Source organism: Geomonas sp. Red276, from assembly GCF_054784495.1.
Map to the genome: position 1 here is coordinate 141,090 of NZ_BLXW01000002.1, position 23,640 is coordinate 164,729.

The window sequence follows — 23,640 nt, forward strand, 5'->3', positions numbered from 1 at the left end:
ATTTTAGGTAAAACCACGTATTGCGCGCTTCTACTGAAAGGCACTGTAATTGCTAAATCATCATGCAGCGTTTTCCTATGCCATAAAGGAGGCCTCTATGAGAAAGTTTATGGTGATCCTCGCATTGGTCATCGTTGGGCTGATGACCACCCATGCCTCTGCGTCACTGATCTCAGCAGACGATCCCAGGTTCGGAGTGGGGTCCTGCACCCTCGACACGGGCACCGGGCTGGAGTGGCTGGACCTGACGCAGACCTTCGGCAAGTCGATGGACAGCATCAACGCCGATTCCGGGGTCGGTGGAACCTTTTACGGATGGCGGTACGCGACGGCGGACGAGCTGCAGACTTTCTACACCAATGCCGGCCTGTACAGCTCTCCGGGACTTTCTTCCAACCTTTTCTATGCGGAATGGAACCTTATGGGGCTGATCGGTTTTGCGCCGGGGTACTCAAACGAGACCGCCTACTATGGCAGCAGGTATGTCTGGGGCATCACCGGTACCCCCGTGCCGCCGCAAACGGGATTGCCGGCTGGGCGGCTCATCGGGTCAGCTCTCTATGCAGCGGCCGACTATCCGGTGGGAACCGGCTTTATGAGGACCTATGTCAACATCGGAGCCAACGTTGATGACGTCACCTTCCGTAGCACCGACACATGGTCGGCCGAGGGGAGCTTCCTCGTCAGGGACGACCCGTCGCCCGTCCCCGAGCCGTCGACCCTGGTGCTCCTCACGGCCGGCCTTGCCGCAGCGATGTGGTGCAGGCGCCGGAAAAGAGGATGAGAAAAAAGGTGTGAAAAAAAGGAGAGCCCGCCAAACGGGCTCTCACTCCCAACTGTTTCCCAGGTCGCTTCCTCACCACCTCGGCGCAATGATCCGGTATTCATTCACCGCACCTTTCCCTCCTGCAGCCGGTCATCTCCCGGCGCGGTACTCATTTTCCCGTGTCACCCTCCCCGTCCGGGCGGAACCGTTCAAGCCCGTCGACATCTTCGGGGTCCAATAGGCCCTGAATACCGCCTTGAAATGGTGATCCAGATCACCTCCTGCCTCGGCCTCTTTGGTGTCGATGGAGTCGGATACCCTGATCAAAAATATCCGTACCCGAGGATATTAGCTATGCTAAGGTGTGGTTAATAATAAATAATAAATAAAAAGGTGGTGATTGTGCCGATGCGGGAGTGGTGTGTCAATTCGTGACAAAAGGAGGAAGACCATGAAAAAGCACCTTCTGTTCATCGCCTTATTCCTTGTCGTGTTGACGGTATCGCCGGCCCGGGCGACCCTCATCTCGGCAGATGACGTCATCTTCGGCGCCGGTTCCTTCACCGTCGATACCTCCACCGGTCTGGAGTGGCTTGACCTCTCCCAGACCTTCGGCCAGTCCATGGACAGCATCCTCGCGGCCTCCGGCGTGGGAGAGAGGTACCAAGGATTGCGGTATGCCACGGCAGACGAGTTGCGGACCTTCTACACCGATGCCGGGCTGTATGCCCACCCGCAGTACACGGTGGAAACCTTCCAGGCCGAATACAACCTGATGAGCCTCATAGGCTATGCCCCTGGGTTCTCGAACGAAAACCAGTACTTCGTCAACCGGTACCTCTGGGGGATCACCGGCACGCTCGCGCCTCGTCCGCCGGGAGTCCTCGAGAACAGGTATATCGGCTCCGCTCTCTACGCGTCCGCCGACTATCCGCTGGGGAGCGGCTTTTTAAGGGCCTATGTCAACATCGGAGCCAACGTCGATGACGTCACCTTCCGCAGTACCGACACCTGGTCGGCCGAGGGGAGCTTCCTCGTCCGGGAAGAAGGTGGAGCTCCGTCGGTGCCCGAGCCCTCCACCTTCCTGTTGCTGACCGTTGGGCTTGCCGGCGTGGGGTGGCTGAAAAGGAAAATAAGGGGCTGACTTCGCGGCAGCCTGCGTTGACAGAGGGAGACCGCCCACCGGTCTCCCTGACATGCCGGCTAGCCCAAGCCTGTTGTCTACTGCGCGGCGATCTGACGCAGTTCGGTCTCGTAGCGGCGTGGCACCGGAGAGCCAGGTTGGATTGACGCGAGGATTTCGCAGGATTGGGCAATAATCCAGGAGAATCAGTCTACCTGCCTTTTCCAGGCCGGGATTACCATAGTCAGTAAAGGCCGACAGATCACCGCCCTTCGACAAGCTCGTGCCCTTTTTCACCACCTACCTGAAATAGCGATACCATTGAGAATCGGAAGCCAACGTCATGGCCATGACTACTACCAAATAAAGGAGCGAAAGCATGTACAAAGCCAAAGCCTATTCTGTTGCCAGCGCCACCTCCCCCTTTACCTCGACCACCATCCAGCGCCGGGAGGCGACCGAGCGCGACGTTCAGATCGAGATCCTTTACTGCGGCATCTGCCACTCCGACCTGCACACCGTACGCGACGAGTGGAAAAGCATCATGCCGACCGTCTATCCCTGCGTTCCCGGTCACGAGATCGTCGGCAGGGTCACCAAGGTAGGCCCGGCCGTCACCAAGTTCAAAGCAGGTGATGTGGTCGGGGTCGGCTGCCTGGTCGATTCCGATCACGACTGCCCGAGCTGCCGGGTAGACCTCGAGCAGTTCTGCCACAACGCGACTTTCACCTACAACTCTCCGGACAAGCACGGAGCGGGTCCCGTCACCTACGGCGGCTATTCCGAGAGCATAGTGGTCGACGAGCATTTCGTCCTTCGCGTGCCGGGGAATCTCAACCTGGCCGGCGTCGCCCCGCTCCTTTGCGCAGGGATCACCACCTATTCCCCGATCCGCCGCTGGGGCGACCTGAAAGGGAAGAAGGTCGGCATCGTCGGTCTCGGCGGGCTCGGGCACATGGGTGTCAAATTCGCCCGCGCCTTCGGCGCCCACGTGGTGGTCTTCACCACCTCGCCGAAAAAGCGGGAGGATGCCCTGCGGCTGGGAGCCCATGAGGTCATCGTATCCACCAACCAGGACGAGATGAACCAGCAGGCGGGGACCTTTAACTTCATCCTGGACACCATCGCGGCGGATCACGACATCAACGCCTACATCAACATGCTGGGGCTTGAGGGGAACATCACCCTGGTCGGTGCGCCGGAGAAACCGCTCCCGCTCCTCTCCTTTGCGCTGTTGTTCGGGCGTAAGAGCATCTCAGGCTCCCTCATCGGAGGCCTCAAGGAGACCCAGGAGATGCTCGATTTCTGCGGAGAGCACAACATCACCTCGGACGTGGAAGTGATCCCCATCCAGAAGGTCAACGAAGCCTACGAGCGGCTCGTCAAATCGGACGTGAAGTACCGCTTCTCCATCGACATGGCCTCCCTCAAAGGCTGATAACCGCAGGTGCCGGCACATTCCCACTCTGTGAAGGTGGGACAGGGGAATGTGCCGGCTTCCCCCACCCCTCGCCCCCTCCCTCCCCGGGCGAGGTAACTTACTCCGCGCGCGAAGTGAATTACTCCGGGCAAAAATTAAATTACATCACGCAAAAAGTAAATCACTCCGAGGTCGAAGTAAATTACTTCGAGCGTGAAGTAAATTACTCCGCCGCTGAAGGGGCGTGTAGGGATGTGTAAGGATTTTGTGTAAATGCCCCTTCGGCCACATCACTGGCATTCTTCATTCTCGCCCCCGGCGGTCGGCTCCCCCCCCCTTGACGTGCTGTTCAGTGGCAGGAACCTGCGGCCGTGACAGGCCCCGGCTCCTGCGATTGGTTTGACTTGGAATGGGGGATGGCTAATCACGCGCCGAACCTGGAGAAGCTATGTCAAACCCTATCGTAAAACCATTCACTATCCTTCCGGATATGCCGGAAAGGGCTCTTCAATACCCGCAACTGCGTTTCATGGGAAGCAAGTTCAGGCTCCTTCCCTGGATCCACGATATCGTTTCCCGCCTGGAGTTCGACTCGGTCGTCGACGCCTTTTCGGGAAGCGGCTGCGTGTCCTATCTCTTCAAGACGATGGGGAAGGAGATCATCAGCAACGACTTCCTTGCCTTTACCCACCAACTGGCTTTGGCAACCATCGAAAATCCCGGCGTCGCCGTAACCGACGCTGCATCGACCTCCTGCTGGAAAATACCGACAGCGGCAGGCGCTTCATCGCGGAGACCTTCTCAGGTATCTTCTTTAACCCTGATGATCTCGACTTCCTGGATCTCGTCTGGTCGAATCTCTCCCGTCTCGATAGTGCCATAAAAGGGCGGTGGTAATCTCGGCCTTGGTACGGTCGTGTGCGAAAAAGCAGCCGCGCGGCGTCTTCACCGTCTCGGGCGACCTTTCCAACTACGATGACGGCCGCCGCGACCTGCGCCTTAGCATGCAGGAGCATTTCCGGGAGTCCCTTAAGATCTACAACGGGGTAGTCTTCGACAACGGCAGGGCAAACCGCGCGATCAGGGGCGACGCGCTTGAGCTCGATGCTGCCGCCGATCTCGTTTACATGGACCCCCCTTACGTGCCGCGCGCGGACGAGATTTTCTACGCCTTCATGGTCCCCATCTTCGGTGGCCGCACCTGGACCACCCTCACCACCGCCTCACTTCTGATCCCCGCCGTTGGCATCGGCTTCGCCGTCAGAAATCCCCATACCAGCTACGCGACCATGCTGACCCTGGCGCTATTGTGCGGGCTGGGGGGCGGGAACTTCGCCTCCAGCATGTCCAACATCAGCTTCTTTTTCCCGAAATCGCAGAAGGGGACCGCCCTGGGGCTGAACGCGGGGCTCGGGAACCTGGGGGTGAGCGTCATGCAGTTCCTGGTGCCGCTGGTGATCAGCACCGGCATGTTCGGCGCGCTCTGTGGCGACCCGCAGTCCTGCGTGATCAAGGGGGCGACCCGGCCGGTCTGGATGCAGAACGCCGGCTTCGTCTGGGTCCCCTTCATCCTGGCCGCGACAATCGCCGCCTGGTTCGGCATGAACGACCTCGCCAACGTCCGCGCCTCCTTCCGGGAGCAGGCGGTGATCTTCCGCCGCAAGCACAACTGGATCATGTGCTGGCTCTACCTCGGGACCTTCGGCTCCTTCATCGGCTACTCCGCCGGACTGCCGCTCCTCATCAAGTCGGAGTTCCCGGCCCTCGATCCCGTCAAGTACGCCTTCCTCGGCCCCCTGGTGGGAGCGGCGATCCGGCCGGTGGGAGGATGGCTCGCCGACCGGTTGGGCGGGGCGCGGGTGACCTTCTGGAACTTCTTCGTCATGGCGGCGGCAGCGCTCGGGGCGCTCCACTACATGCCGCACGGCGGCTCGGCCGGTAACTTCGCCGGATTCCTGACCATGTTCATCCTGATCTTCGTCGCCACCGGGATCGGCAACGGCTCCACCTTCCGGATGATCCCCATCATCTTCCTGACCGAGCATCAGCAGGCTGCGGCCGGAAAGGGGGAAGAGGCGCAGCGCCAGGCGCAGGCAGCGGCGGGGAAGGAGGCGGCCGCGGTGCTCGGTTTCAGCTCCGCCTTCGCAGCCTACGGCGCCTTCTTCATCCCCAAGAGCTTCGGCACCTCGCTCGTGCTGACGGGAACCCCGGCGGCGGCCCTTTACGGCTTCGTAGCCTTTTACCTTAGCTGCATCGTCCTCACCTGGTGGTTCTACTCCCGCAAGAACGCCCCCATGCCCTGCTGATCGCCCCCCTGCAGTGTCCCTGCATTTTTCTTATTGCCCCGCCGGCAGGACCATGCCCATCACCTCTTGAGTCTCGCGTCGATCTCATGTACAAGGTGGGGACGAGGTGCCCATCAGGTGATTGCGGGCACAGCCGGAGCAACTTCATGACGGGAGGGGCAGGTGATTCGAAGCGTAACGAGAGACGATGCCGAGGCGATCTGCCGTATCTACAACCACTACATCTTGAACACACCCATCACCTTCGAGGAGGAGGCCCTCACCGTCTCGGAGATGGCGGCCCGCATCGATGAGTACACGCGGGAGTATCCGTGGGTGGTCTACGAGGACGAGGGGGGTATCCGTGGCTATGCCTATGCCGGCAAGTGGAAAGGGCGTTCAGCCTACCGTTTCACGGTGGAGAGCAGCATCTATCTCGATGCTTCGGCAACCGGGCGCGGCTTGGGATCGCTCCTGTACGGAGAGCTGCTGGCGCAGCTGAAATCGTCGCCGGTTCACGCCGTCATCGCCGGTATCACCGTTCCCAATCAAGCGAGCGTCGCCCTGCATGAAAAGGTCGGTTTCAAGAAGATAGGTGAGTTTCGCGAAGTTGGTTGGAAATTTGGCCGGTGGCTGGATGTAGGGTATTGGCAACTGCTGCTGCCGCGGTAGGGAACCACGGATTCATCAACAAATGTGAAAAGGCCGAGAGCTCGTGACTCTCGGCCTTTTTCGTTGAAGCGTTTCGCGTCGAGCGGCACAGCTTACGAAGCGTCACACCATCGTGGCGATGGTTTTTCGGAATCGCGCCAGGGCGAGGGAGAAGAGGACCGTCCCGATTCCCGCCAGCGCGGCGAACTGTGGCCACACCACCTCAAAACCCGCACCCCGGTAGAGGATGGCCTGTGCCAGGAGCACGAAGTGAGTGTTGGGCGCGGCGAGCATGATGAACTGGATGAACGGGGGCATGCTCTCCCGCGGAGTGACGCTCCCGGAAAGGATCTGCAGCGGCAAAAGAACCAGCATCAGCAAAAGGCCGAACTGCGGCATCGAGCGGGCGACGGTGCCGAGGAAAATCCCGAGCGCGGTGGTGGCGAAAAGGTGCAGCGCCGTTCCGGTAACGAAAAGCGGAATGGACCCTTCGATGGGCACCCCGATCACCCCGTGAACCACCAGGAGAAGCGACAGCACCGACCCAACCAGAACCACCAGGGCCATGGCCCACACCTTTCCCGCCATGATCTCGAACGGAGTCACCGGCATCACGAGGAGATGTTCCACGGTCCCGTGCTCCCGTTCCCGGATCAGCGCCGCTCCGGTCAGCACGATGGAGAGCAGGGTGATGTTGTTGATGAGCTCCATCACCGCGCTGAACCATGACTTGTTCGCCTGGGGGTTGAAGCGCACCCGCAGGGCCAGATCGACCGGATTGGGGGCCACGGATCGGTGCCGCTGCACGAAAGCCCGTATCTCGCTGTTTACGATCTCCTGGATGTAGACGCTTCCGGCAAAGGCCTGGGTCATCCGGGTGGCGTCCACGTTGAGCAGCAGAGCGGGGCTCCTCCCGGCCAGGACGTCGCGCTCGAAGTCGGGAGGAATGAGAAGCGCGAAGGTGTCCAGGCCGGCATCCATCCGGGCATCCATCTCGGCGAAGGTGGTTATCCTCGGGGGAAGAAACAGCGGCGGATAGAACGCATCGGTGAGCTCGGCGGAGAGCTGGGAACGATCTTCGTCCACGATGGCGAGGGGTGCCTTGTGCAGGGTGTCCGGCATGGCGGAGGCAAAGGCATAGATCGCCACGGTGAACATATAGACGATGAGCACGGCCATCATCGGATCGCGCATCATGCTCCGCAGCTCCTTAACCCCGAGATGTACGACGTTCGCGGCGCTCATGTCACCGGTCCTGTTTTTTGAGAAGTGCCACGCCCAAAACGATCAGCAGTGGCCCGGAGAACAACAGAGGGAGAAATGCCGCCTGCAGCTCGGTAAAGCCCAGCCCTTTGGAAAAAACGCCCCGCACTACGACGAGGAAATGCGTGGTGGGATACCACCGGCCGATAAAGGCACCGGCCCCCTCCAGCGAAGAGACCGGCTCGATCATGCCGGAGAACTGGATGGCCGGGAGGATGCTCAAAACGGCGGTCCCGAAGAGCGCGGCGACCTGGGTCCGCATGAAGGCGGAGACTACCAGGCCGAACGCGGTGGCAACGACGGCATACAGAAGGGCGGCGACGGTAAGGGTGCCGAGGCTCCCCTTGAGCGGGATCTCGAAAACAAAAACGGCGAGGGCAACCAGGAGCGTGAAGTTGAGCATGGTGATCGCGAGGTACGGGACCTGCTTGCCGAGGAGGAATTCCAGCCGGCTGACCGGCGTCACATAGAGATTGATGATGGAGCCGAGCTCCTTCTCGCGCACCACCGAGAGGGCGGTCAGCATCGCCGGAATCAGCATCAACAGGAGCGGGATCATCCCCGGTGCCATGGCGGGGAGGCTTTTGACGTCCGGGTTGTAGCGGAAGCGGGTCTCGATGACGGCCAAGGGAGAGGCCGCGGCGGCGGTCCCCTGCCGGGCCTGGGTCGCGAGCCAGTGGGCGTGCATCCCCTGCACGTAGCCGCGCACCGTTTCCCCCCGGGTCGGCATGGCGCCGTCGATCCAGGCCCCCACCGAGACGGGGGTGCCGCGCTTTAGGTCCCGGGCGAATCCGGGCGGAATCTCGATCCCCAGACTGATCTCGCCTGACCGCATGCGGCGGTCCAGGTCGGCGTAGTCCTTTATCGGGGGGTGTGCGCTGAAGTAGCGCGAGCCGCCGATGTTGTCGAGGTAGTCGCGGCTCAGCGTGGTCCGGTCCAAGTCCAGCGAGGCGAAGGCGAGCTTTTCCACGTCGAGGTTGATTCCGTATCCCATCACCAGCATCAGTATCATGCTCCCGAGCAGGGCGAGGGTGAGCCGGATAGGATCGCGGCGCAGCTCCAGCGTTTCGCGGCGGGTGTAGCCGTAGAGCCGGCGGAGGCTGAAGCTCCTTGGTGCCGGAGCGGCCTCCGCCGCGGGCTCCGGAGCCGGGGCCCATTCCCCGCCCTCACTCGCCGGTGCTCTCCCGGCGGCGGTCGCCTCTTCAAGATAGCCGATGAACGCCTGTTCCAACGTTTCGGTCCCTCGCGAGGCAATCAATGCCCGCGGCGTGTCGCTCACCAGCACGCGGCTGGCGTGCATCAGGGAGATCCGGTCGCAGCGCTCCGCTTCATTCATGAAATGGGTTGAAATGAAGATGGTGACCCGGTCCCGGCGCGCCAGGTCGATCATGATCTGCCAGAAGGCGTCCCGCGCCACCGGGTCCACCCCCGAGGTCGGCTCGTCAAGTATGAGCATCTCAGGGCCATGGATCATAGCCACCGCGAGCGACAGGCGCTGGCGCTGCCCCAGCGGAAGCGACTCGGGAAGGGCATCCATGACCCTTTCGAGGCCGAAGCGCTCGGCCATCTCCCGCACCCTCGACTTGATCCGCTCCTCGGGAATCCGGAACAGGCGGGCGTGCAGCACCAGGTTCTGGCGCACCGTGAGCTCGGTGTAGAGGGAAAAGGACTGGGACATGTAACCGACGCGGCGGCGGGTGTCGAGGTCGTGGGGATCGACCGGCCGGCCGAAGAGGGAGGCGCTCCCCTCGCTTGCTTCGAGCAGGCCGGTGAGCATCTTCATGGTGGTGGTCTTGCCGCAGCCGTTGGAGCCGAGGAAGCCGAAGATCTCCCCCCGTGCGATGCGGAAGCTGACGTGGTCGACGGCGACGAAGTCGCCGAAGCGCATGGTGAGGTCGTGCGCCTCGATGACCGTGGTGCCGCTGGGGTCCTCCGGACGGGGCGGAATGCTGAGGGGCTCGTGTCCCTCGCGCTGGGCGGCGGGCAGGAGGGCGATGAACGCCTCTTCCAGGGAGGAGGCGCCGGTCCGCTCCAGGAGCCCGCGCGGTGTCCCGGTGGCGAGGATCCCTCCTGCGTTCATCGCCACCAGCCAGTCGAAGCGGGCAGCCTCTTCCATGTACGCGGTGGCGACGACAACGCTCATACCCTGGCGCCCCCCCCGGATCCGGTCGACCAGTTCCCAGAACTGCCGACGCGAGAGCGGGTCGACGCCGGTGGTGGGCTCGTCCAGGACCAGCAGGTCGGGGGCGTGGATCAGCGCGCAGCAAAGCCCCAGTTTCTGCTTCATTCCTCCGGAGAGCTTGCCGGCCGGGCGGCCGGCGAAGGGGGCGAGCCCGGTTGCGACGAGGAGTTCGCCGATGCGCCGCTCCCGTTCCCGACGGCCCTGGCCGAAGAGCCGTGCGAAGAAATCGACGTTTTCGAAGACGGAAAGGGTCGGGTAGAGGTTCTTGCCGAGCCCCTGCGGCATGTAGGCGATCCGGGGGCATACCGAGCCTCGGTGCCGGCCGTCGGCCATATCCCCCCCGAGCACCTCGACCCGCCCCCCCTGCACCGCACGAGAGCCGGCGATAAGCGACAAGAGGGTCGACTTGCCAACCCCATCCGGCCCGATGATGCCGACCATGCAGCCGGAGGGGATCTCCAGTTCGACCGAGCCGAGGGCGACGGTATCGCCGTAGCGCAGGGAGACGCCGGCAAGGCATGCCACCAGGGGGCGCGATCTCCCCGTATCTGTGGGGGCCTCCGCGTTCATTGCGGGACCTTCACCTGCAGGCGGGCGGGCCACGGGGCGGCGGGATCGAGCTTGACGAAGGCGACTCCGGGGAGCCCGGTCTTAACCCGGGTGATGTTCTTCTGGAGGAGGTCGACGGGGATGTGGGCCCGCACCCGGAACATGAGCTTTTCGCGCTCGGAGGCGGTCTCCACGGTCTTCGGGGTGAACTGGGCGACGTCGGCCACGAAGGAGACCCGGGCCGGAATCACGTAGCCGGGGGCGGCATCGAGGGTGAGCCGCACCTCGCTGCCGAGCGGAATCCGTCCCGCCGCACTGGTGGGAAGGAAGAAGGTCATGTAGACGTCGGTCAGGTCGACCAGACTCAGCACCCGGCCTCCCGCGCCGACCACCTCGCCCGGCTGCGCTACCAGGTACTGCACCCGTCCGCTGCGGGGGGCCCTGAGGGCGCTGTCCTTGAGATCGGCCTCGATTCCCGCGACTACCGCCCGGGCCGCATCCACCTCGGACTCGACCCCGGCGATCTGGCTCTTCGCCGTAGTCACGGCCGCCTCGGCGGCGGCGACCTGGGCTCGGGCGGCAGCGACGGCCGCTTCAACGCTGGCCAGACGCGAGGCGTCGTCGTCGGCCGCCTGCCGGGATGCTGCTCCTTTCGCGGCCAGGGCTGCGGAACGGGAGGCGTGTTGGCGGGCATTCGCCAGCTCCGCCTCGCGCTGCTGGACCAGTGCCAGCACTGCATGTTTCTCGCTCTCCCTCTGGGCGAGCTGGCTCCGCGCGGTCACCACCGCATGTTCGGCAAGCTTCAGTTGCGCCTTGGCCTGGCGGAGGTGGGCCTCCAAGTTTTCGGTGTCCATGGATGCAATCACCTGCCCAGCCACGACCAGATCGCCTTCCCGGGCGACGACCTCCCGGACCCGGCCGGCGATCTTGGCTGCCACCTCGATCTCAGTCGCCTCGATCCGCCCGTTGCCGCTGACCAGGCCGTTGCTGTCGCCCCGCATGCCGAACTTCTGCCAGGCGATCCACCCGGCGAGGCAGCCGATCACCACCGCCGAGATGGCGAGCACCGTTTTCTTTTGTCGAGCAGTCATAGCGCAATCCTCCAAACAACATCCAAACCCTGCCACACCCCACCGGTCCGGTCCCCTTCAAGGGCCGGTTGAGCGCACCAGGTACCCCTCCGGAAGAGGCAGACAGACATCTGCCACCGTTACGCCGTAGGAGATGCACGGTCTCGTCGGCGATCGGGGCCATCTTCTTCAGGCTCTCTTTCAGGGCATTCTCAGCTCGATCTTCGCTGGGATGTAGTAGATGATGGCGACCGGTCCGACGACCTTCCCTGCTAGGTCAAGGAGCCGTGCCGTCTAAAAGTTGATGGGGAGGCGCCGTCGACCACTTCCTCTTCCCGCCATCCTTTGATTGACTCGGCGGCCTGGTCCACTGTCAGATGAAGCGCTCGGCGTACTCAGAAAGTCTAACTCTAACCGGATGGATTGCAGCATGAGTTTGCCCGTGAGACTGTTAAGAATGGTAAGTTCTAATCTTTTGCCTGGGCGCTGTGAGTGGAATCGAGTGGTGAGAGCAAAAAAAAGCCGCAACCTTGGCTCGGTTGCGGCTTTTCAATTTAATTGGTCTCTCCGGGTTAAAATACTTATGGTTGCCGAGAAAGTGTATAAGCGTGTGTCACTTACCCGCGAGGACAAGGAAACCTGACTGTAAAGCTTGGCAGCAGCGAGGAAAGGTCGTATCTCCACCTGGGTGGCGCGCCGAAACATGATGGAGAAAGGGCAAAGTTTCTGGAAGGAGGCCGCAGGTAACATGGGTACGTCACCCCTTACTTGGATAGCTCGTCAGACCATCATGGAATCAAGCTCCTGTGCTGTGGGTGGAGGGGCATGTTGACAGCAGACCGGCATCCCTTGTTTGGATAGCGGATCGAGATGGCATGAAAAGAGGCTCACGCGTCGCGGGTGGAGCCCACATTAACATAGCCACGTGCACCCATAACATCGTTGAGACGTCAACGTATAGCGGGAAGAGGTTCAAGTGTTGCGGGAAGAGGTTCAAGTGTTGTGGGAGGAGGTTCAAGTGTTGTGGGAGGAGGTTCACGCAAAATGTTAATGGGCACCCCTTACTTGAGCACCGCATCAGCACGTCACCAGAGGAGACTCCCGTGTCGTGGGAGTAGGCCACCTTGACATATTAACCGGCACCCTCTACTTGGTAACGCGCCAACATGCGATGGGAAGAGGCTCCACTGTTACAGGAAGGGATGCACGTTACACGGTCACGGGCACCTCTATTCAGGTGACACGTCAACATCCCATGGGAGGGAGATCCAAGTGCCGTTTTTTAGGAGGGAAGGTCCGGGTTGGCAGGCGGATTTTGCAGTTAGGTCATGGCCAACGAAAAAATAGTCGGCGTCAAGATCAACCAGGACCCCCTGTGTCAGGATAGTTGTCGCCTCTGAGGGGCCGTTTGGTTTTGGTTTTGTGACGATGTGAGGCGGTGAGCGAAGCGAGCTCGCCGGGTGGCCTGGGGGGCAAGTCTTGTTTGTTGATTCCCAGCGCGGCCTAGGGTGCCCTTTTCATCCCCAGAGCGGATATCAGGCGTAGCAACACAAAAAAAGGCCGGGAGCTTGTGACTCTCGGCCTTTTTCGTTGAAGGGTTTGCTTAGAAAGGTTATATATGTAAAAAATGTGTAAACTGTGTGTGATAGTCAAGTTATTTCGAATGGTTATCGTTGGTGTTGAGTCCGAAATTCTCATGTGTTTGTTAACTTTGCCTTTCTCCCCCTGAATTTTACCCAAAAAAGATTACATTTTTGTGGGTGGTTTGTCCAGTTAATCCACCTCTGCGCTCTCTCGACTGATCTCAAGGAGTTAATTACAACTCGCTCCAAAAAGGGTTCTCCAGGGTTTTCCGTGGGTAGTTGAGTACAGGTCCAACCTGTGAAGAGACGCCCCTTTGTGCAGCGGTCTAGCTTCTGCCCCATGTCATCCCAAGCTTTATCGCCAAAAGCCTCAATAAATGGGATTCAAAACCGCCCCGATCCGACCGCCGGGGACGAAGAACGCCATAACCCATCATTACGTCGACGGTTAAGGCGTCTCAGTGAATGCCAACATTTTAACAAAAGTTAAGATCGGGGTAGCGGGTTGCCGCTGAGGCCGCCGGCCTTAGCGGGACGGCCCAGGTGGCGCGTTGGACATCCGTTGATCAACATCTGCTTGCAACGCCTTCAGGTCTTTTAGAAGGTTCTCTTCGAGGACATTGAATATCTCAGCATGCTTTTCGTACTCCGCGTTTCGAATCCTAGTAAGGTCTTTTTTTCGCTTCCACGCCGCTTTCTTTGCCAGGAAATCCTCGCGCAAGGCCCGGTAAGCCGGATCTTCGGCTGCTAACTTTTCTTGCTCCTTGGTTCCCATGTCCCTGCCGCCTGCCCAGTTCCAGATACTGGCCCAGTTGATGGTTTCCGGATTTTGCCTGAGATGCTTCAGAAATGCATACCGCCTCATTTTTCGCTCGGCATCTTGGCATGGAAGAAAAACGGCATAAAAATCAGCGATCTTAGGATCATACTGTGTTAACAGCGCAGCCTCTTTTTTGTCGAAGGCAGTGAAGAGGGCTTCAGCTTTATCAAAGGACGCCACCTGCCAACCTTCGACGGCTTCGGAGGTGGAAGCAAAGAAGAAAAGAAGCAGAACAGCAACTGCCTTAAGTTTCATTTTCTTTCCCTGTCCAACTTGGAGATATCGAATATCAACTTTTTGGTAAAAGTTGGCATTCGACAGTGAAAGGCGCACCGCCGGAGCAAGGACCGTGTGTCGCCATTTAGTTATGGCTATTCCTTTACGAAGAATAGGAGGTAGAGCCTTACGGCAAGGGCTATAAGCGCGATTGATACTAAAATTAAAAAATAAAGTTTAGAAATAAACTTGTTTTTGCTGCTTATCATAACAGCGAATAAGCTGCCAGCAATGAAAAGATATAAGCTGGCTCTAAATGGGTGACTGGTTCTTTCTTTTAAAAGATTTACCAAAGAATCTCTAGACATAATTATCTTGTCATTTACTGCAATTTGCCAAATTTCAGAATCATTTGAACCATCAACCCATACATCTATTTGAGCACCAGGAGTCAAGCTATTTTTAATCGGCTTTATGAAATCGGCTTTATCAAAGATAAAGGTATCTCCTGTCATTAGCCTCATTGTAATCCTACGGTTATTACGGCTGTCGACTACAGAAAATTCTTTCAACCCCCCAGTAAAGTGTGTGAGTTCGGAAATTTCTGGATAATGTCTATTTGCAAATTTGGCATCAACACAGAAAAGTGCGACAGATAAGGAGTAACAAAATATTACGATCATCCACTTTTCGAAGAAAATTTGTATCGGCCCCTTCGCCCGTTGAGGCTCATTCGACACATTTTCAAAAAGTTCGCTCATTTGCCTCTCCCAAATCAGATATTTAGCGGCCACTTTAGATCAATACGCTAGGGATCGACAAGTTTAAAATCGACTCCTTCCGTGAATCCCAACAAATGGAGCAAAGACACTATGTAAGGCCCCCCTTGGGCATACGTTCTTTTGACGTATGCTGGACTTTGCGAGAACCCATTCTCCAAAGGAGGCCTTACCATGAGATTCTACACAAAACAGCACGAACACTACTGCGGAATCGACCTGCACGCCAAAAAGATGTTCCTCTGTATCCTCGATGCATCGGGCAACGTGGTTTTGCACCGCAATGTCGCCGCCTCACCCGAGGCTTTTCTCAAAGCCGTAGCCCCTTTTCGGGACGGTCTGGTAGTCGGCGTAGAATGCATGTTCGCCTGGTACTGGCTTGCGGATCTCTGCAGCAAAGAGGGAATCGACTTTGCCCTCGGCCATGCCCTCTTCATGAAAGCGATCCACGGTGGGAAAGCTAAGAACGACAAAATCGACTCTCATAAGATCGCCGTCCTTCTGCGCGGAGGGTCCTTCCCGGTGGCTTACGTATATCCTCCCAAGATGCGGGCCACACGCGATCTCTTAAGACGCAGAAACTATCTGGCGCGAAAGAGAGCTGAACTTCTGGCACATATCCAGAATACGGCGATCCAGTACAACCTCCCTGAGATCACTATCAACCTTTCCTGCGAGAGCAACCGCATAGATGCTGATCAGCACTTTCCAGACCCGCAGGTACGGAAGATCGTCCAGGTCGACCTGGCCATGATCGATGCCTACGATGACGTACTGAAAGTTTTGGAGCGGGACATCGAAAAGACCGCCCACCACCACGACTGGCACGCTCTCATGCTGCTGCGCTCGATCCGTGGTATAGGCCAGATTCTGGGCCTGGTGATGCTATATGAAATCCACGACATAAAGCGCTTTGAAACCGTCCAGGACTTCGCTTCCTATAGTCGGCTGGTGAAGTGCAGCCACGAATCTGCGGGCAAGAAACAGGGGACCGGTGGTGCCAAGATCGGCAATGCCCACCTGAAGTGGGCGTTCTCGGAGGCTGCTGCTCTCTTCGTGCTGCACAATCCCGCTGCAAGAAAGCTATTGGACGACTTGACCAAGATACATGGCAAAGGGAAGGCACTCTCGATCCTTGCCCACAAGCTGGCTCGGGCGATCTACTACATGCTAAAGAGGAACGTGCCTTTTAGCCTGGAGAAGTTCCTGGCGACGGCATAGGGCTGGAGGGGACGGGAGCAGCCTGCAAATTCCAACTGGAGCCGCCAGGGGCGAGCACCATCACGACCGCGAAAAGCATGTGCAGTGCGTGCGTCTTGGAGCGCGGGCGGCCAATATGCCAAATAGCCCCGGCTCCTGAACAGCAAAGATTAGAGCCCCGTCCTGCTCCTCATATACATGAATCGACTTTTGCCGGTATTAGCGTGTTCTGCCCCTCGCCAGAGCCCCGCTACCAACTGCGGATATCGTCAGGATAGATCGCGCCTTTAGAATGGGACGGAATGAGGGTACGGTATGGTTTCCAGGTCGCACAGGCAATGCCTGTGCAACCGCTGCAGGTGGCCTCATATCGCAGCGGTGTGAACCTCGATAAGAGTTTGGTGCAGGACCTTCCCTTCTAGGGAGGGACTTGACCCAGGTAGTTTAGAAATGAAGACGGAACAGCGACACCGCTCGGCAGATTCATCGGAAAAAGCGATTCAGGATCGCCAGGGCACTTTATTGCCTGTTGACAGACGGGGGCCTTATAAGAGTTGGCATTCACTCTCCGCAATGAGAGGTCCGCCCCCCTCGGGGGACCGGAAAAAACCTTACCCACGGAAAAACCTGGAGAGCCTGAGATGAGAGTGTCCGCTATTGACTGGACACCTCAGGGCTATGATCTACCAGGAACAAACCGAGTGGGTATCCAGCGCCGCCTTGGGCCTAATTACATTAGTGGCACTTTAGGTCGAGCCCGCCTATAAGGCAAGTAAAACATTTGGCTTATCTCCTCGACAGCACAAAGGCTCCAGGTTGAGAGAAACGTATCACCTCAGGCTGGCCTAGGTGACCCAGTATGTCGGCGCGTTGCAGAGCAATCTTAAATTATTGTGGAGTAATAACTGTTTGGCAGTAATCGTTGTAACTATCAGACCTTTAGGGTGAATTTAATATGTAGGGGCGCTCACGCCCCTCATTGGGGCAAAATTGTAAGGTGAGCTTCTGGTGTTGTCCCCCCCCTGAGGTGCGTCGCAATACCTGTTTCCCGCCGGGAAGAAGCCGGTGGCTCAATAATTGCCTTCTCGAAAGCGGAGCGGTCTCCGATGAGCACGACTTGCTCTTTTGCCCGCGTGATTGCTGTGTAGAGCAGCGTCCGGTCGAGGATCCTGCTTTGGAAAATGGGGATGACAACACGCTCAAATTGGGAACCTTGGGACTTGTGGACCGTAATTGCGTAGGCATGTTCCAAGTTCTTGACTTCAGGGTATGAAATAGCATGTTGGACACCATCGAATTCAACCAGCAGGCCATTCTCAACGCTTATGACCACTCCCAATGATCCATTGAGCAGGCCAAGTTGGTAGTCATTCACCGTCCAGATCACCGGCTCGCCTTCGGCAAAACCATGCAGAGTGGGACGGCCAACTGCCAGTAGTGAATGAAACTCCTGGTTGATCGTCCTTACGCCGGCAGCCCATCTCTTAACTGCTCCTATTACCTGACAGCCGCCTGCTATGCCAAGATCATGTACGACATCCAGCAGGGAATCGAGGATCTGGTCTCTAGGGGTGTCGATGAAGCTAACTCCCTGGCCCCTCCCGGTGTAGTTGTTTAGTTTAGGAACGATCCCATTCCGGATGTCGACACTGATCTGCGGTATACCGGTGGCCGCGGCTTGACGATGGATCTCGGTCAACTCGACAGTGGGTATTTGGGGGTAGTCAACTAATGCATGGAACGTTAATCCGAAGCCGATCGGTGGCAACTGGGCGGCATCACCAACAAGGAGGAGACGGGCTCCAGGGGGCATCCTGCGCATGATGCGGTAGCAAAGTGAGAGGTCGAGCATGGAAGCTTCGTCAATGATGAGAAGCGGCCCTCGGGTCAGATCAAGCTTTCCAGAATCGAAGGCCTGTAAAAACCCGGCAATCGTATACGCCTTGCGATTAGTAGCCTCCTCCATCCGCTTTGCGGCCCTCCCGGAGAGGGCCATTTGGTAGACGCCACCGAATCCGAGGACATCGGTGGAAAGGTGCACGGCATTGAGGACTGTGGTTTTTCCAACTCCTGCGCCACCGACGATACAGGCAATGGGGCTGGTTACGCCAACCAGGACGGATTCACGCTGCTGTTTGTTCAGGACAAGACCTGTCCTCTTGGTAAACTTCGCAAAGATACCTTCGAGCTGGTCCACCGTTGGAGTCTGTCGGATAGTATGATTTTCGGGCTGATCAAATGAGCCCGAGACCATCTCAGCAACTCTGGAAGAAATAAAGCGCTCCATTGAGAAGCAGCCCAGACCTTGGACCTCGCCCACCAACTCTATTGCCTTGGCTTGTAGACCTAATTTCGTCGCTTCTACGGCTATATTCAGAGTACAGCCGAGCAGCTTCCTGAGGCGAGTCACGAAAGTGTCGAAGGGAGTTACTGTATGGGAGTGGTTTAGGCGAAGATAGACCAAGGCGTCGACAGCTCCCACGAGCCGTCTTGGGTCATCGGCGCTTACCCCCAGACACCTTCCGACCAGGTCTGTTTGTTTCCAGGAAACGAAAGAGACAAGACGGTATGGGTTTTCTACTAGCAGGTCAACGACATCCTTCCGGTAGGTACGCAGTAGTGTCTTTGCCAGTCCGACGGGTAATCCATGATTGTCGAGCCAACGGTAGGTCTCGGCTTCCATGTCAAGCTCTTTCCAGCCATTTACCAGAACTTGTGAGAGCGCTGGACCGAGAATCTCAACGAAGGGTTCAGGCTTCCCCTCGGCAAGGTAGCCATAAAGGCTTTCTCCAAGATGCTCCCAGAGATCCTTGGCGCCTTTTTTGCCGATATCAGGGAAAAGGTTGGAACCCGAGATCGTCCTGATAATGAGACGGCCGGAAGGCTTGCACAGAATCGCTTTATCGGCGATGACTTGAGGACCGTGTGAAGCGTCAAGCCTGATGACGCCGTTTATGTCCCATATTTCGCCGGTTCTCGGTGACCTCGGCATAACTTGGGCATTTGCAACGATGCGGTGTTTTTTGCCGTCAGCTGCGGTGGCATTGAAGATGGCCCCTCCTCTGGGCCCCTCCCAGAGAATGTTTTCGATAACGACACTTTGCATCAGAAGACCCTTTTACCCTGTGCTATCAGCATCTCATCGATATATTGATATTGAGCCAGCCTCTGCCGAAGTGCACAGACCTCGGCGTAGAGCTCAGCGTTCTGGTTCTCCAGGCTGGTGACACGACGTTCAAGCGCGACCTTTTCATTATCAACCTGGTCATCACGACTTTCGACCCCACGGAGGCCTAATTCTCTCACTGCGTCCTTGAGGAGAACCTTGCTCCGTGGATGATTGTACAGGCTTTGCCGGTCCACGTTGCGTTTCATTATCTGTGAGAGCGCCGTTGCTACGGCGGTTACATTTACCTTGCCATTACGACTTGGAAGGCATTTGCCGTTCTCGCGCAGATTATTGATAAATATTTGAAGATGATCGGCAATTTTGTCGCCAGTTTCTTTACCACTTTCTTTCTTCGGTACACTCAGTTCTTCCATCCTGAAAGTCCCCACTTTTTACATGCTAGGATCAAACTGCGGCATTAAGGCGTGGATAATACTTTGAAGAACTTGTGTTCTTTGTTTTTCTTTTTTTCTTTGTTTTTTGCAGTCATAGGCTTTTCTAGCATGGCTTCAGTCATCCCATGATTTACAGCGTTGTACTGCCATAGTGCAAATTTTTCGTGAAGTAAATCGTTTTCTGTCTCTAGGTGAGAAACCTTGGCTTCCAAAGATTTAATGCGTTCGTGCAGATCTCGTTCCCTAGGCGGTAGATCCTCATCAACCATCCTCTGATACTTGCTTTTATTCTGACGAATCTGGTTTTTTTTGACATTATAGGCACTCTTGACATTAGGGTATTTTTGAAGCTGTTGTCGCGACCAAACAGCAGAAACGTTAGAGAAATTAAGCGGAGTTTGGATCTCCAGCCGAATCTCTTCCCATCCGAAATCTTTCCAAAGTGGCCACTTTAAAATCACTTCAACAATCTTCTCGGTGTCGGAATCTGATATCCATCTAGCCACGTATCGCTCCTTTCCTAAGCTACGGTCTCAGATAACATAAGGTTACGTGTCTCAATTGTAGGCCTGATACGGGAGGCTGCCGCCAAAAGGTTCCCGTCTGTGCCCCCAAGGGCTATACGGTTCACAACAGCAATGTCGAGAGATGTATCAGCACCAATATCCATTTGGATTCGAGTGCCAGTTTCCAAATTCCGATCATCGAGTAATTTGACTAATTGTTTGCGAACACTGACAGTTTTTGTCAAAAATTTATGCAATTTAGTGCCAGCTACATGCTCTCCATCAGCGATACCCTTTTCAAGGTGTTCCAAACTGTTCTCCGCAACAGAAAGTTCAGTTCTTACGCGGTCGTTTTTGGTGCACTCACCCTTTACGCAAAGATGATCAGTACATTCCAAGCATTGCATTCGCCGCTCACATGGGGTCCGGCTGTAATCATGTACGCAGTAGCCGTATTGCGTTTCGTGTACAAACTGATACTGCAATTCCAAGACGGTTCGAATGTCACCGAACAATAGACCACATTCCGGGTCGTTTACATCAAACCCGATTAACCCGAGACTTTCAGCAACATCGACACCGCCCTCTCTCAAAATTTTGGTCTTTTCAGCGGTTAAGAGGTCGCCATAATTCTTGTTTTCAGATATATTTTTTCGTCCCGACCAAAGAGCGAGTACCAATTGATCGACCCCTTTTCTCTTGGCTAGATAGCTCAGATAATGCCTGAAATCATTAGAGTCAAGGTTGATCGGAGTATCGTTGTCGTCCTCCTCGTTGTAGCCGTTTCGGGAGAAAATGCTGCTTTTGCCATGTTTCGAACCACTCCCGAGCTGGTCATTGAAAGTGTCAATATCAACTTCCTCGAACATGCATAGCCAAGGACTGCGGACACTGTGAAAAAAACTCTTTGGCACAAGAAACAACGCCTTTCCATAGGTGAGGCCGGTCTTGGCGTCGTAAACTGGAAATTTAACAGGTAGCATGCTGCAGACGACCCTTTCGATATCCTCAAATCGATAGGCGTTTGAAGGTGCTCCCTTGCCCTTATCATTCGGGACTTTGATGGCAGTCAAGCCCTTTTCGCCGGCCCAACGACAGACTTTCCCCCCATCAGCCTGCCCCAAAAGCTCGGGTAATTCTGAGGCCAAGACATATTCTTTTTCTCGCAGATGTTCAAAACCCTTTGGAAGATAAAGCTTGTCTGGATTGGCTTCGTACCACTGAGCCATTTTGCGAGCTTCCTTCGTCACCTCTCGCAATTTTTTGACAGCATCCTTACAGATGCCTTCCATGGTTTTTATGATTTTTAATATTTCTGGTGTGCCACCCTTCGAGACGTACCTTCGCAGTCCATAGATCTCAGAGCCATCCGGCCGAGTGTCTTTGTGTTCACATCGTTCTGGGAGTGCGAAGATTTCGTTGAAACGCCCAGGTGCGCAAAACAAAAGAGCCGATACCGAACTGACCAGGATATCCCGAGGGTCGCTTGCGTTGGCGAATAATTGTGGCAATGCCTTGATTGCTGCCATCGAGGGAATATTTTGGAGCCTGTAGTCATCGGCCTCTGGGCTGATCTTGTCCAGAAGCTCTTCCCTCTTACTGATCGTATTTTTCCACTGAAACGGTACACGTGTCATCTGCTGTTTGACCATCCACGTGGCAATCCGTTCCAGGTGGCATCCGGACGCGTAGCAACCGGCAGGGTTTTCTTCCTCAAGGTAGTTGGCTGCCAAATTGAGGACATGCATGTTGACATTCTCGGCTCTTGGAATCCTGTCGGAAGCACTCTCGACTAAGGCCTTTTCCAAGGCCCTAATCGCAGCCATTTTGGGATTGTGGCTTTCATTGGGTTTCTTCCCGAAATCGTAACGCATCTTCGCCTTGGCGAAGCTCAGGAAGGGCTCGGACATTGGTACCCAACTTGTCCTGCTACCAGAGGAGTCGAAATTGCTGAAGGTAAAGGTTACGCGACCGGATTTTGAGCGTTTGGTGATATATTTTGATATGTCCCACTGGTTGAGCTTGAAATCTAGGTCGCGCCCGAAGGTATGAAGCAGGCCCATGCATCCAGCTACGAATCCCTCGACGTTTTTTACGGCCTCAACCCCCTGCCGAGGAGTGAATACGAAAACTCCGCTCATTACCTACCCTCCTGACACTTTTGAATGACTGCACGGCAAGCGGCGATCGGCTCGTCCATTTCTCTCGCAACGTCAATGTTGCCGAGTTCGAGTTCCTTTTCCTTCTCGGCAAGCATCAGTTCCAGAACCTTTTCATGGGGAGCCTCCTTAAATGCGAAGAAATATGGGCAGGAATAACAGAAAATAGGTGGAACATCGCCGCATTCGCCACCACATTTGCATTTGCCTGTGTAGGTGTCCTTTTTGATGTCGAGGCCAGGGTAGGAAATGAGGTTGCCGGGGTCGGAAAGGAATCCTTTGTCAAATAGAATAATTTCCCCTCTAAAGGCTTGGGCCAACGGTGCGAGATCATCAGCTAATTCGGCGTTCAGTTCTTCGATCAGTTCATCGCTGAACTTGATATATACAAGTACATTCTGGGTGTCGCTATGGTCAAGGAGTTCTGCGACGGTGCCAGCTCCAGCTCCATGAATTACGGCACGGGTCCCTAAGGTATAGCGAAAACGCTGGGGTGTGACCTTCATGGGTTCACCAGTTCGCGGTGAGATGACAGGGTGCTTTTGGAAAAAGTAGGAAACCTCTCCGTGGAGAATTTGGGAGTCGGTATGAAATTGGAATCCAGGGTCGGCCTTTGCGGTCTTGGCCAGTCTGTCGCAAGGGAAGATAGGCAAATCCTCAGCACAAGAAATTTTGCTTCCGTATTCGCGCCTAACCTGACGGCACCATGCGTCAACGATCGTTCCGACTTTGGACTCAAGTACACGTTTTTTTAATTCTGCCCTACGTCCCTGGTTCCTTTGCTTTACTCGCGGAACGTGAAGAACATATTTCCCGCCTTCTGTTTGTAGGTCCTTAATTTTAAGGTCGGTAATTTGCGCGGAGCGAGCTCCAAGCTGCATATACAACAAAACTAAGGCACAAGAGCGGAGGCTCATGGTTCCCTCACCGAAGGACTTGGAGACTTCGCCCTGGATAAGCCGGAGTTCCACTTGCGTGAAGGGGCCTTCAGTTTCGTCCATAGTGAGGACTGCCCAGCCTTTTTTGTTTCCAGTAAGAGTGATTTCTTCCAACAGAGCAAATGCATTGGTGGTGACACCGGAATATCCCAGAGCCCCTAATTTGAGAAAAAAACCACGTAGGCTGGCTAAATACCATTCAGTGCCCTTTTCGAGGATTTCCCTGTAATTCTGAATCATATGTTCGTCGATTTCACTGATGACTAAATCAGGGGTTGATTGCATCATGGACATGAAATGTAAAAGCCGCCAGTACAAATTATAAGCATGCGGTATTGATCTGTTTTCTAAATACCAACAAATAGTTAACCAGAGGTTACTAGCAAGATCATGATTGAATCCTGCAAGAAGTCTGGAATATTCAAAGTATTTTAAGCCGCCATTGGTACTAAACTGCAGATGGTTATTGCTTTGCTCAAACGTTGTACCGTTTCTGGTAACTCTAGTTTGGCTTTGAACGGCAGGATCAAATTCATTAATCAATTTTTGTTTTGCTTGCATTTCAT

The 23,640-nt window shown here is 56.1% G+C and carries 17 protein-coding genes; 7 read left to right on the top strand and 10 right to left on the bottom strand.

Annotated features, from left to right (window positions below; all coding sequences use genetic code 11):
* Window positions 1-97 precede the first annotated feature (97 nt).
* The 6 genes from ACYVL5_RS02575 to ACYVL5_RS02600 all read left to right on the top strand — a co-directional run bounded on the left by ACYVL5_RS02575 (window position 98) and on the right by ACYVL5_RS02600 (window position 6,266).
* A complete protein-coding gene (locus tag ACYVL5_RS02575) occupies window positions 98-784 on the top strand; it encodes a PEP-CTERM sorting domain-containing protein (RefSeq protein WP_460593986.1) in 687 nt (228 codons plus the stop codon).
* Window positions 785-1,217: 433 nt separating this feature from the next.
* Window positions 1,218-1,910 carry a PEP-CTERM sorting domain-containing protein gene (locus ACYVL5_RS02580; RefSeq protein WP_460593987.1) on the top strand — a complete coding sequence of 231 codons (693 nt, stop codon included), beginning with the start codon at window positions 1,218-1,220 and terminating at the stop codon, window positions 1,908-1,910.
* 358 nt (window positions 1,911-2,268) lie between these two features.
* A complete protein-coding gene (locus tag ACYVL5_RS02585) occupies window positions 2,269-3,327 on the top strand; it encodes an NAD(P)-dependent alcohol dehydrogenase (protein WP_460593988.1) in 1,059 nt (352 codons plus the stop codon).
* A gap of 430 nt (window positions 3,328-3,757) precedes the next feature.
* Window positions 3,758-4,192, top strand: coding sequence for a DNA adenine methylase (locus ACYVL5_RS02590; protein ID WP_460593989.1), 435 nt, complete (start codon window positions 3,758-3,760; stop codon window positions 4,190-4,192).
* Window positions 4,193-4,214: 22 nt separating this feature from the next.
* Window positions 4,215-5,615: an MFS transporter gene (locus tag ACYVL5_RS02595; protein WP_460593990.1), complete on the top strand. Its 1,401-nt coding sequence runs from the start codon at window positions 4,215-4,217 to the stop codon at window positions 5,613-5,615.
* Window positions 5,616-5,777: 162 nt separating this feature from the next.
* On the top strand, window positions 5,778-6,266 hold the full coding sequence (locus tag ACYVL5_RS02600; RefSeq protein ID WP_460593991.1) for a GNAT family N-acetyltransferase: 489 nt from the start codon (window positions 5,778-5,780) through the stop codon (window positions 6,264-6,266).
* 102 nt (window positions 6,267-6,368) lie between these two features.
* Here ACYVL5_RS02600 and ACYVL5_RS02605 read toward each other — a convergent pair whose 3' ends face one another.
* The 5 genes from ACYVL5_RS02605 to ACYVL5_RS02625 all read right to left on the bottom strand — a co-directional run bounded on the left by ACYVL5_RS02605 (window position 6,369) and on the right by ACYVL5_RS02625 (window position 14,689).
* Complete coding sequence (locus ACYVL5_RS02605; protein ID WP_460593992.1) at window positions 6,369-7,490, bottom strand: ABC transporter permease; 1,122 nt, start codon at window positions 7,488-7,490, stop codon at window positions 6,369-6,371.
* A 1-nt stretch (window position 7,491) separates the two neighbouring features.
* Entirely contained in the window at window positions 7,492-10,215 is a 2,724-nt protein-coding gene (gene rbbA, locus ACYVL5_RS02610) for a ribosome-associated ATPase/putative transporter RbbA (RefSeq protein ID WP_460593993.1), read from the bottom strand.
* Window positions 10,216-10,256: 41 nt separating this feature from the next.
* A complete protein-coding gene (locus ACYVL5_RS02615) occupies window positions 10,257-11,330 on the bottom strand; it encodes an HlyD family secretion protein (RefSeq protein ID WP_460593994.1) in 1,074 nt (357 codons plus the stop codon).
* Window positions 11,331-13,418: 2,088 nt separating this feature from the next.
* A complete protein-coding gene (locus ACYVL5_RS02620; protein ID WP_460593995.1) occupies window positions 13,419-13,967 on the bottom strand; it encodes a hypothetical protein in 549 nt (182 codons plus the stop codon).
* 116 nt (window positions 13,968-14,083) lie between these two features.
* A complete protein-coding gene (locus tag ACYVL5_RS02625; RefSeq protein ID WP_460593996.1) occupies window positions 14,084-14,689 on the bottom strand; it encodes a hypothetical protein in 606 nt (201 codons plus the stop codon).
* Window positions 14,690-14,881: 192 nt separating this feature from the next.
* Here ACYVL5_RS02625 and ACYVL5_RS02630 point away from each other — a divergent pair, with 192 nt between their 5' ends.
* The gene (locus ACYVL5_RS02630; RefSeq protein ID WP_460593997.1) at window positions 14,882-15,928 is read left to right on the top strand and encodes an IS110 family RNA-guided transposase; all 1,047 of its coding nucleotides are present in this window, start codon (window positions 14,882-14,884) and stop codon (window positions 15,926-15,928) included.
* A gap of 955 nt (window positions 15,929-16,883) precedes the next feature.
* On the opposite strand, the gene ACYVL5_RS02635 is transcribed toward ACYVL5_RS02630, so the two are convergent.
* From ACYVL5_RS02635 to ACYVL5_RS02655, 5 genes are read right to left on the bottom strand one after another with little or no spacing between them, the layout of a single operon-like run.
* The gene (locus ACYVL5_RS02635; RefSeq protein WP_460593998.1) at window positions 16,884-19,013 is read right to left on the bottom strand and encodes an AAA family ATPase; all 2,130 of its coding nucleotides are present in this window, start codon (window positions 19,011-19,013) and stop codon (window positions 16,884-16,886) included.
* On the bottom strand, window positions 19,013-19,450 hold the full coding sequence (locus ACYVL5_RS02640; protein ID WP_460593999.1) for a hypothetical protein: 438 nt from the start codon (window positions 19,448-19,450) through the stop codon (window positions 19,013-19,015). The genes ACYVL5_RS02635 and ACYVL5_RS02640 overlap by 1 nt, the downstream gene beginning before the upstream one ends.
* Before the next feature lie 44 nt (window positions 19,451-19,494).
* On the bottom strand, window positions 19,495-19,977 hold the full coding sequence (locus ACYVL5_RS02645) for a hypothetical protein (RefSeq protein WP_460594000.1): 483 nt from the start codon (window positions 19,975-19,977) through the stop codon (window positions 19,495-19,497).
* Window positions 19,978-19,991: 14 nt separating this feature from the next.
* The gene (locus tag ACYVL5_RS02650; RefSeq protein ID WP_460594001.1) at window positions 19,992-22,118 is read right to left on the bottom strand and encodes a hypothetical protein; all 2,127 of its coding nucleotides are present in this window, start codon (window positions 22,116-22,118) and stop codon (window positions 19,992-19,994) included.
* Window positions 22,118-23,635, bottom strand: a complete 1,518-nt coding sequence (locus ACYVL5_RS02655; protein ID WP_460594002.1) for a site-specific integrase — start codon at window positions 23,633-23,635, stop codon at window positions 22,118-22,120. The genes ACYVL5_RS02650 and ACYVL5_RS02655 overlap by 1 nt, the downstream gene beginning before the upstream one ends.
* Window positions 23,636-23,640 lie beyond the last annotated feature (5 nt).

Coding starts and splice junctions, on each gene's coding strand:
- ACYVL5_RS02590 (WP_460593989.1), top strand. CDS start 3,758: ATGTCAAACCCTATCGTAAAACCATTCACTATCCTTCCGGATATGCCG.
- ACYVL5_RS02615 (WP_460593994.1), bottom strand. CDS start 11,330: ATGACTGCTCGACAAAAGAAAACGGTGCTCGCCATCTCGGCGGTGGTG.
- ACYVL5_RS02620 (WP_460593995.1), bottom strand. CDS start 13,967: ATGAAACTTAAGGCAGTTGCTGTTCTGCTTCTTTTCTTCTTTGCTTCC.
- ACYVL5_RS02605 (WP_460593992.1), bottom strand. CDS start 7,490: ATGAGCGCCGCGAACGTCGTACATCTCGGGGTTAAGGAGCTGCGGAGC.
- ACYVL5_RS02575 (WP_460593986.1), top strand. CDS start 98: ATGAGAAAGTTTATGGTGATCCTCGCATTGGTCATCGTTGGGCTGATG.
- ACYVL5_RS02630 (WP_460593997.1), top strand. CDS start 14,882: ATGAGATTCTACACAAAACAGCACGAACACTACTGCGGAATCGACCTG.
- ACYVL5_RS02640 (WP_460593999.1), bottom strand. CDS start 19,450: ATGGAAGAACTGAGTGTACCGAAGAAAGAAAGTGGTAAAGAAACTGGC.
- ACYVL5_RS02650 (WP_460594001.1), bottom strand. CDS start 22,118: ATGAGCGGAGTTTTCGTATTCACTCCTCGGCAGGGGGTTGAGGCCGTA.
- ACYVL5_RS02635 (WP_460593998.1), bottom strand. CDS start 19,013: ATGCAAAGTGTCGTTATCGAAAACATTCTCTGGGAGGGGCCCAGAGGA.
- ACYVL5_RS02625 (WP_460593996.1), bottom strand. CDS start 14,689: ATGAGCGAACTTTTTGAAAATGTGTCGAATGAGCCTCAACGGGCGAAG.
- ACYVL5_RS02580 (WP_460593987.1), top strand. CDS start 1,218: ATGAAAAAGCACCTTCTGTTCATCGCCTTATTCCTTGTCGTGTTGACG.
- ACYVL5_RS02585 (WP_460593988.1), top strand. CDS start 2,269: ATGTACAAAGCCAAAGCCTATTCTGTTGCCAGCGCCACCTCCCCCTTT.
- ACYVL5_RS02655 (WP_460594002.1), bottom strand. CDS start 23,635: ATGCAAGCAAAACAAAAATTGATTAATGAATTTGATCCTGCCGTTCAA.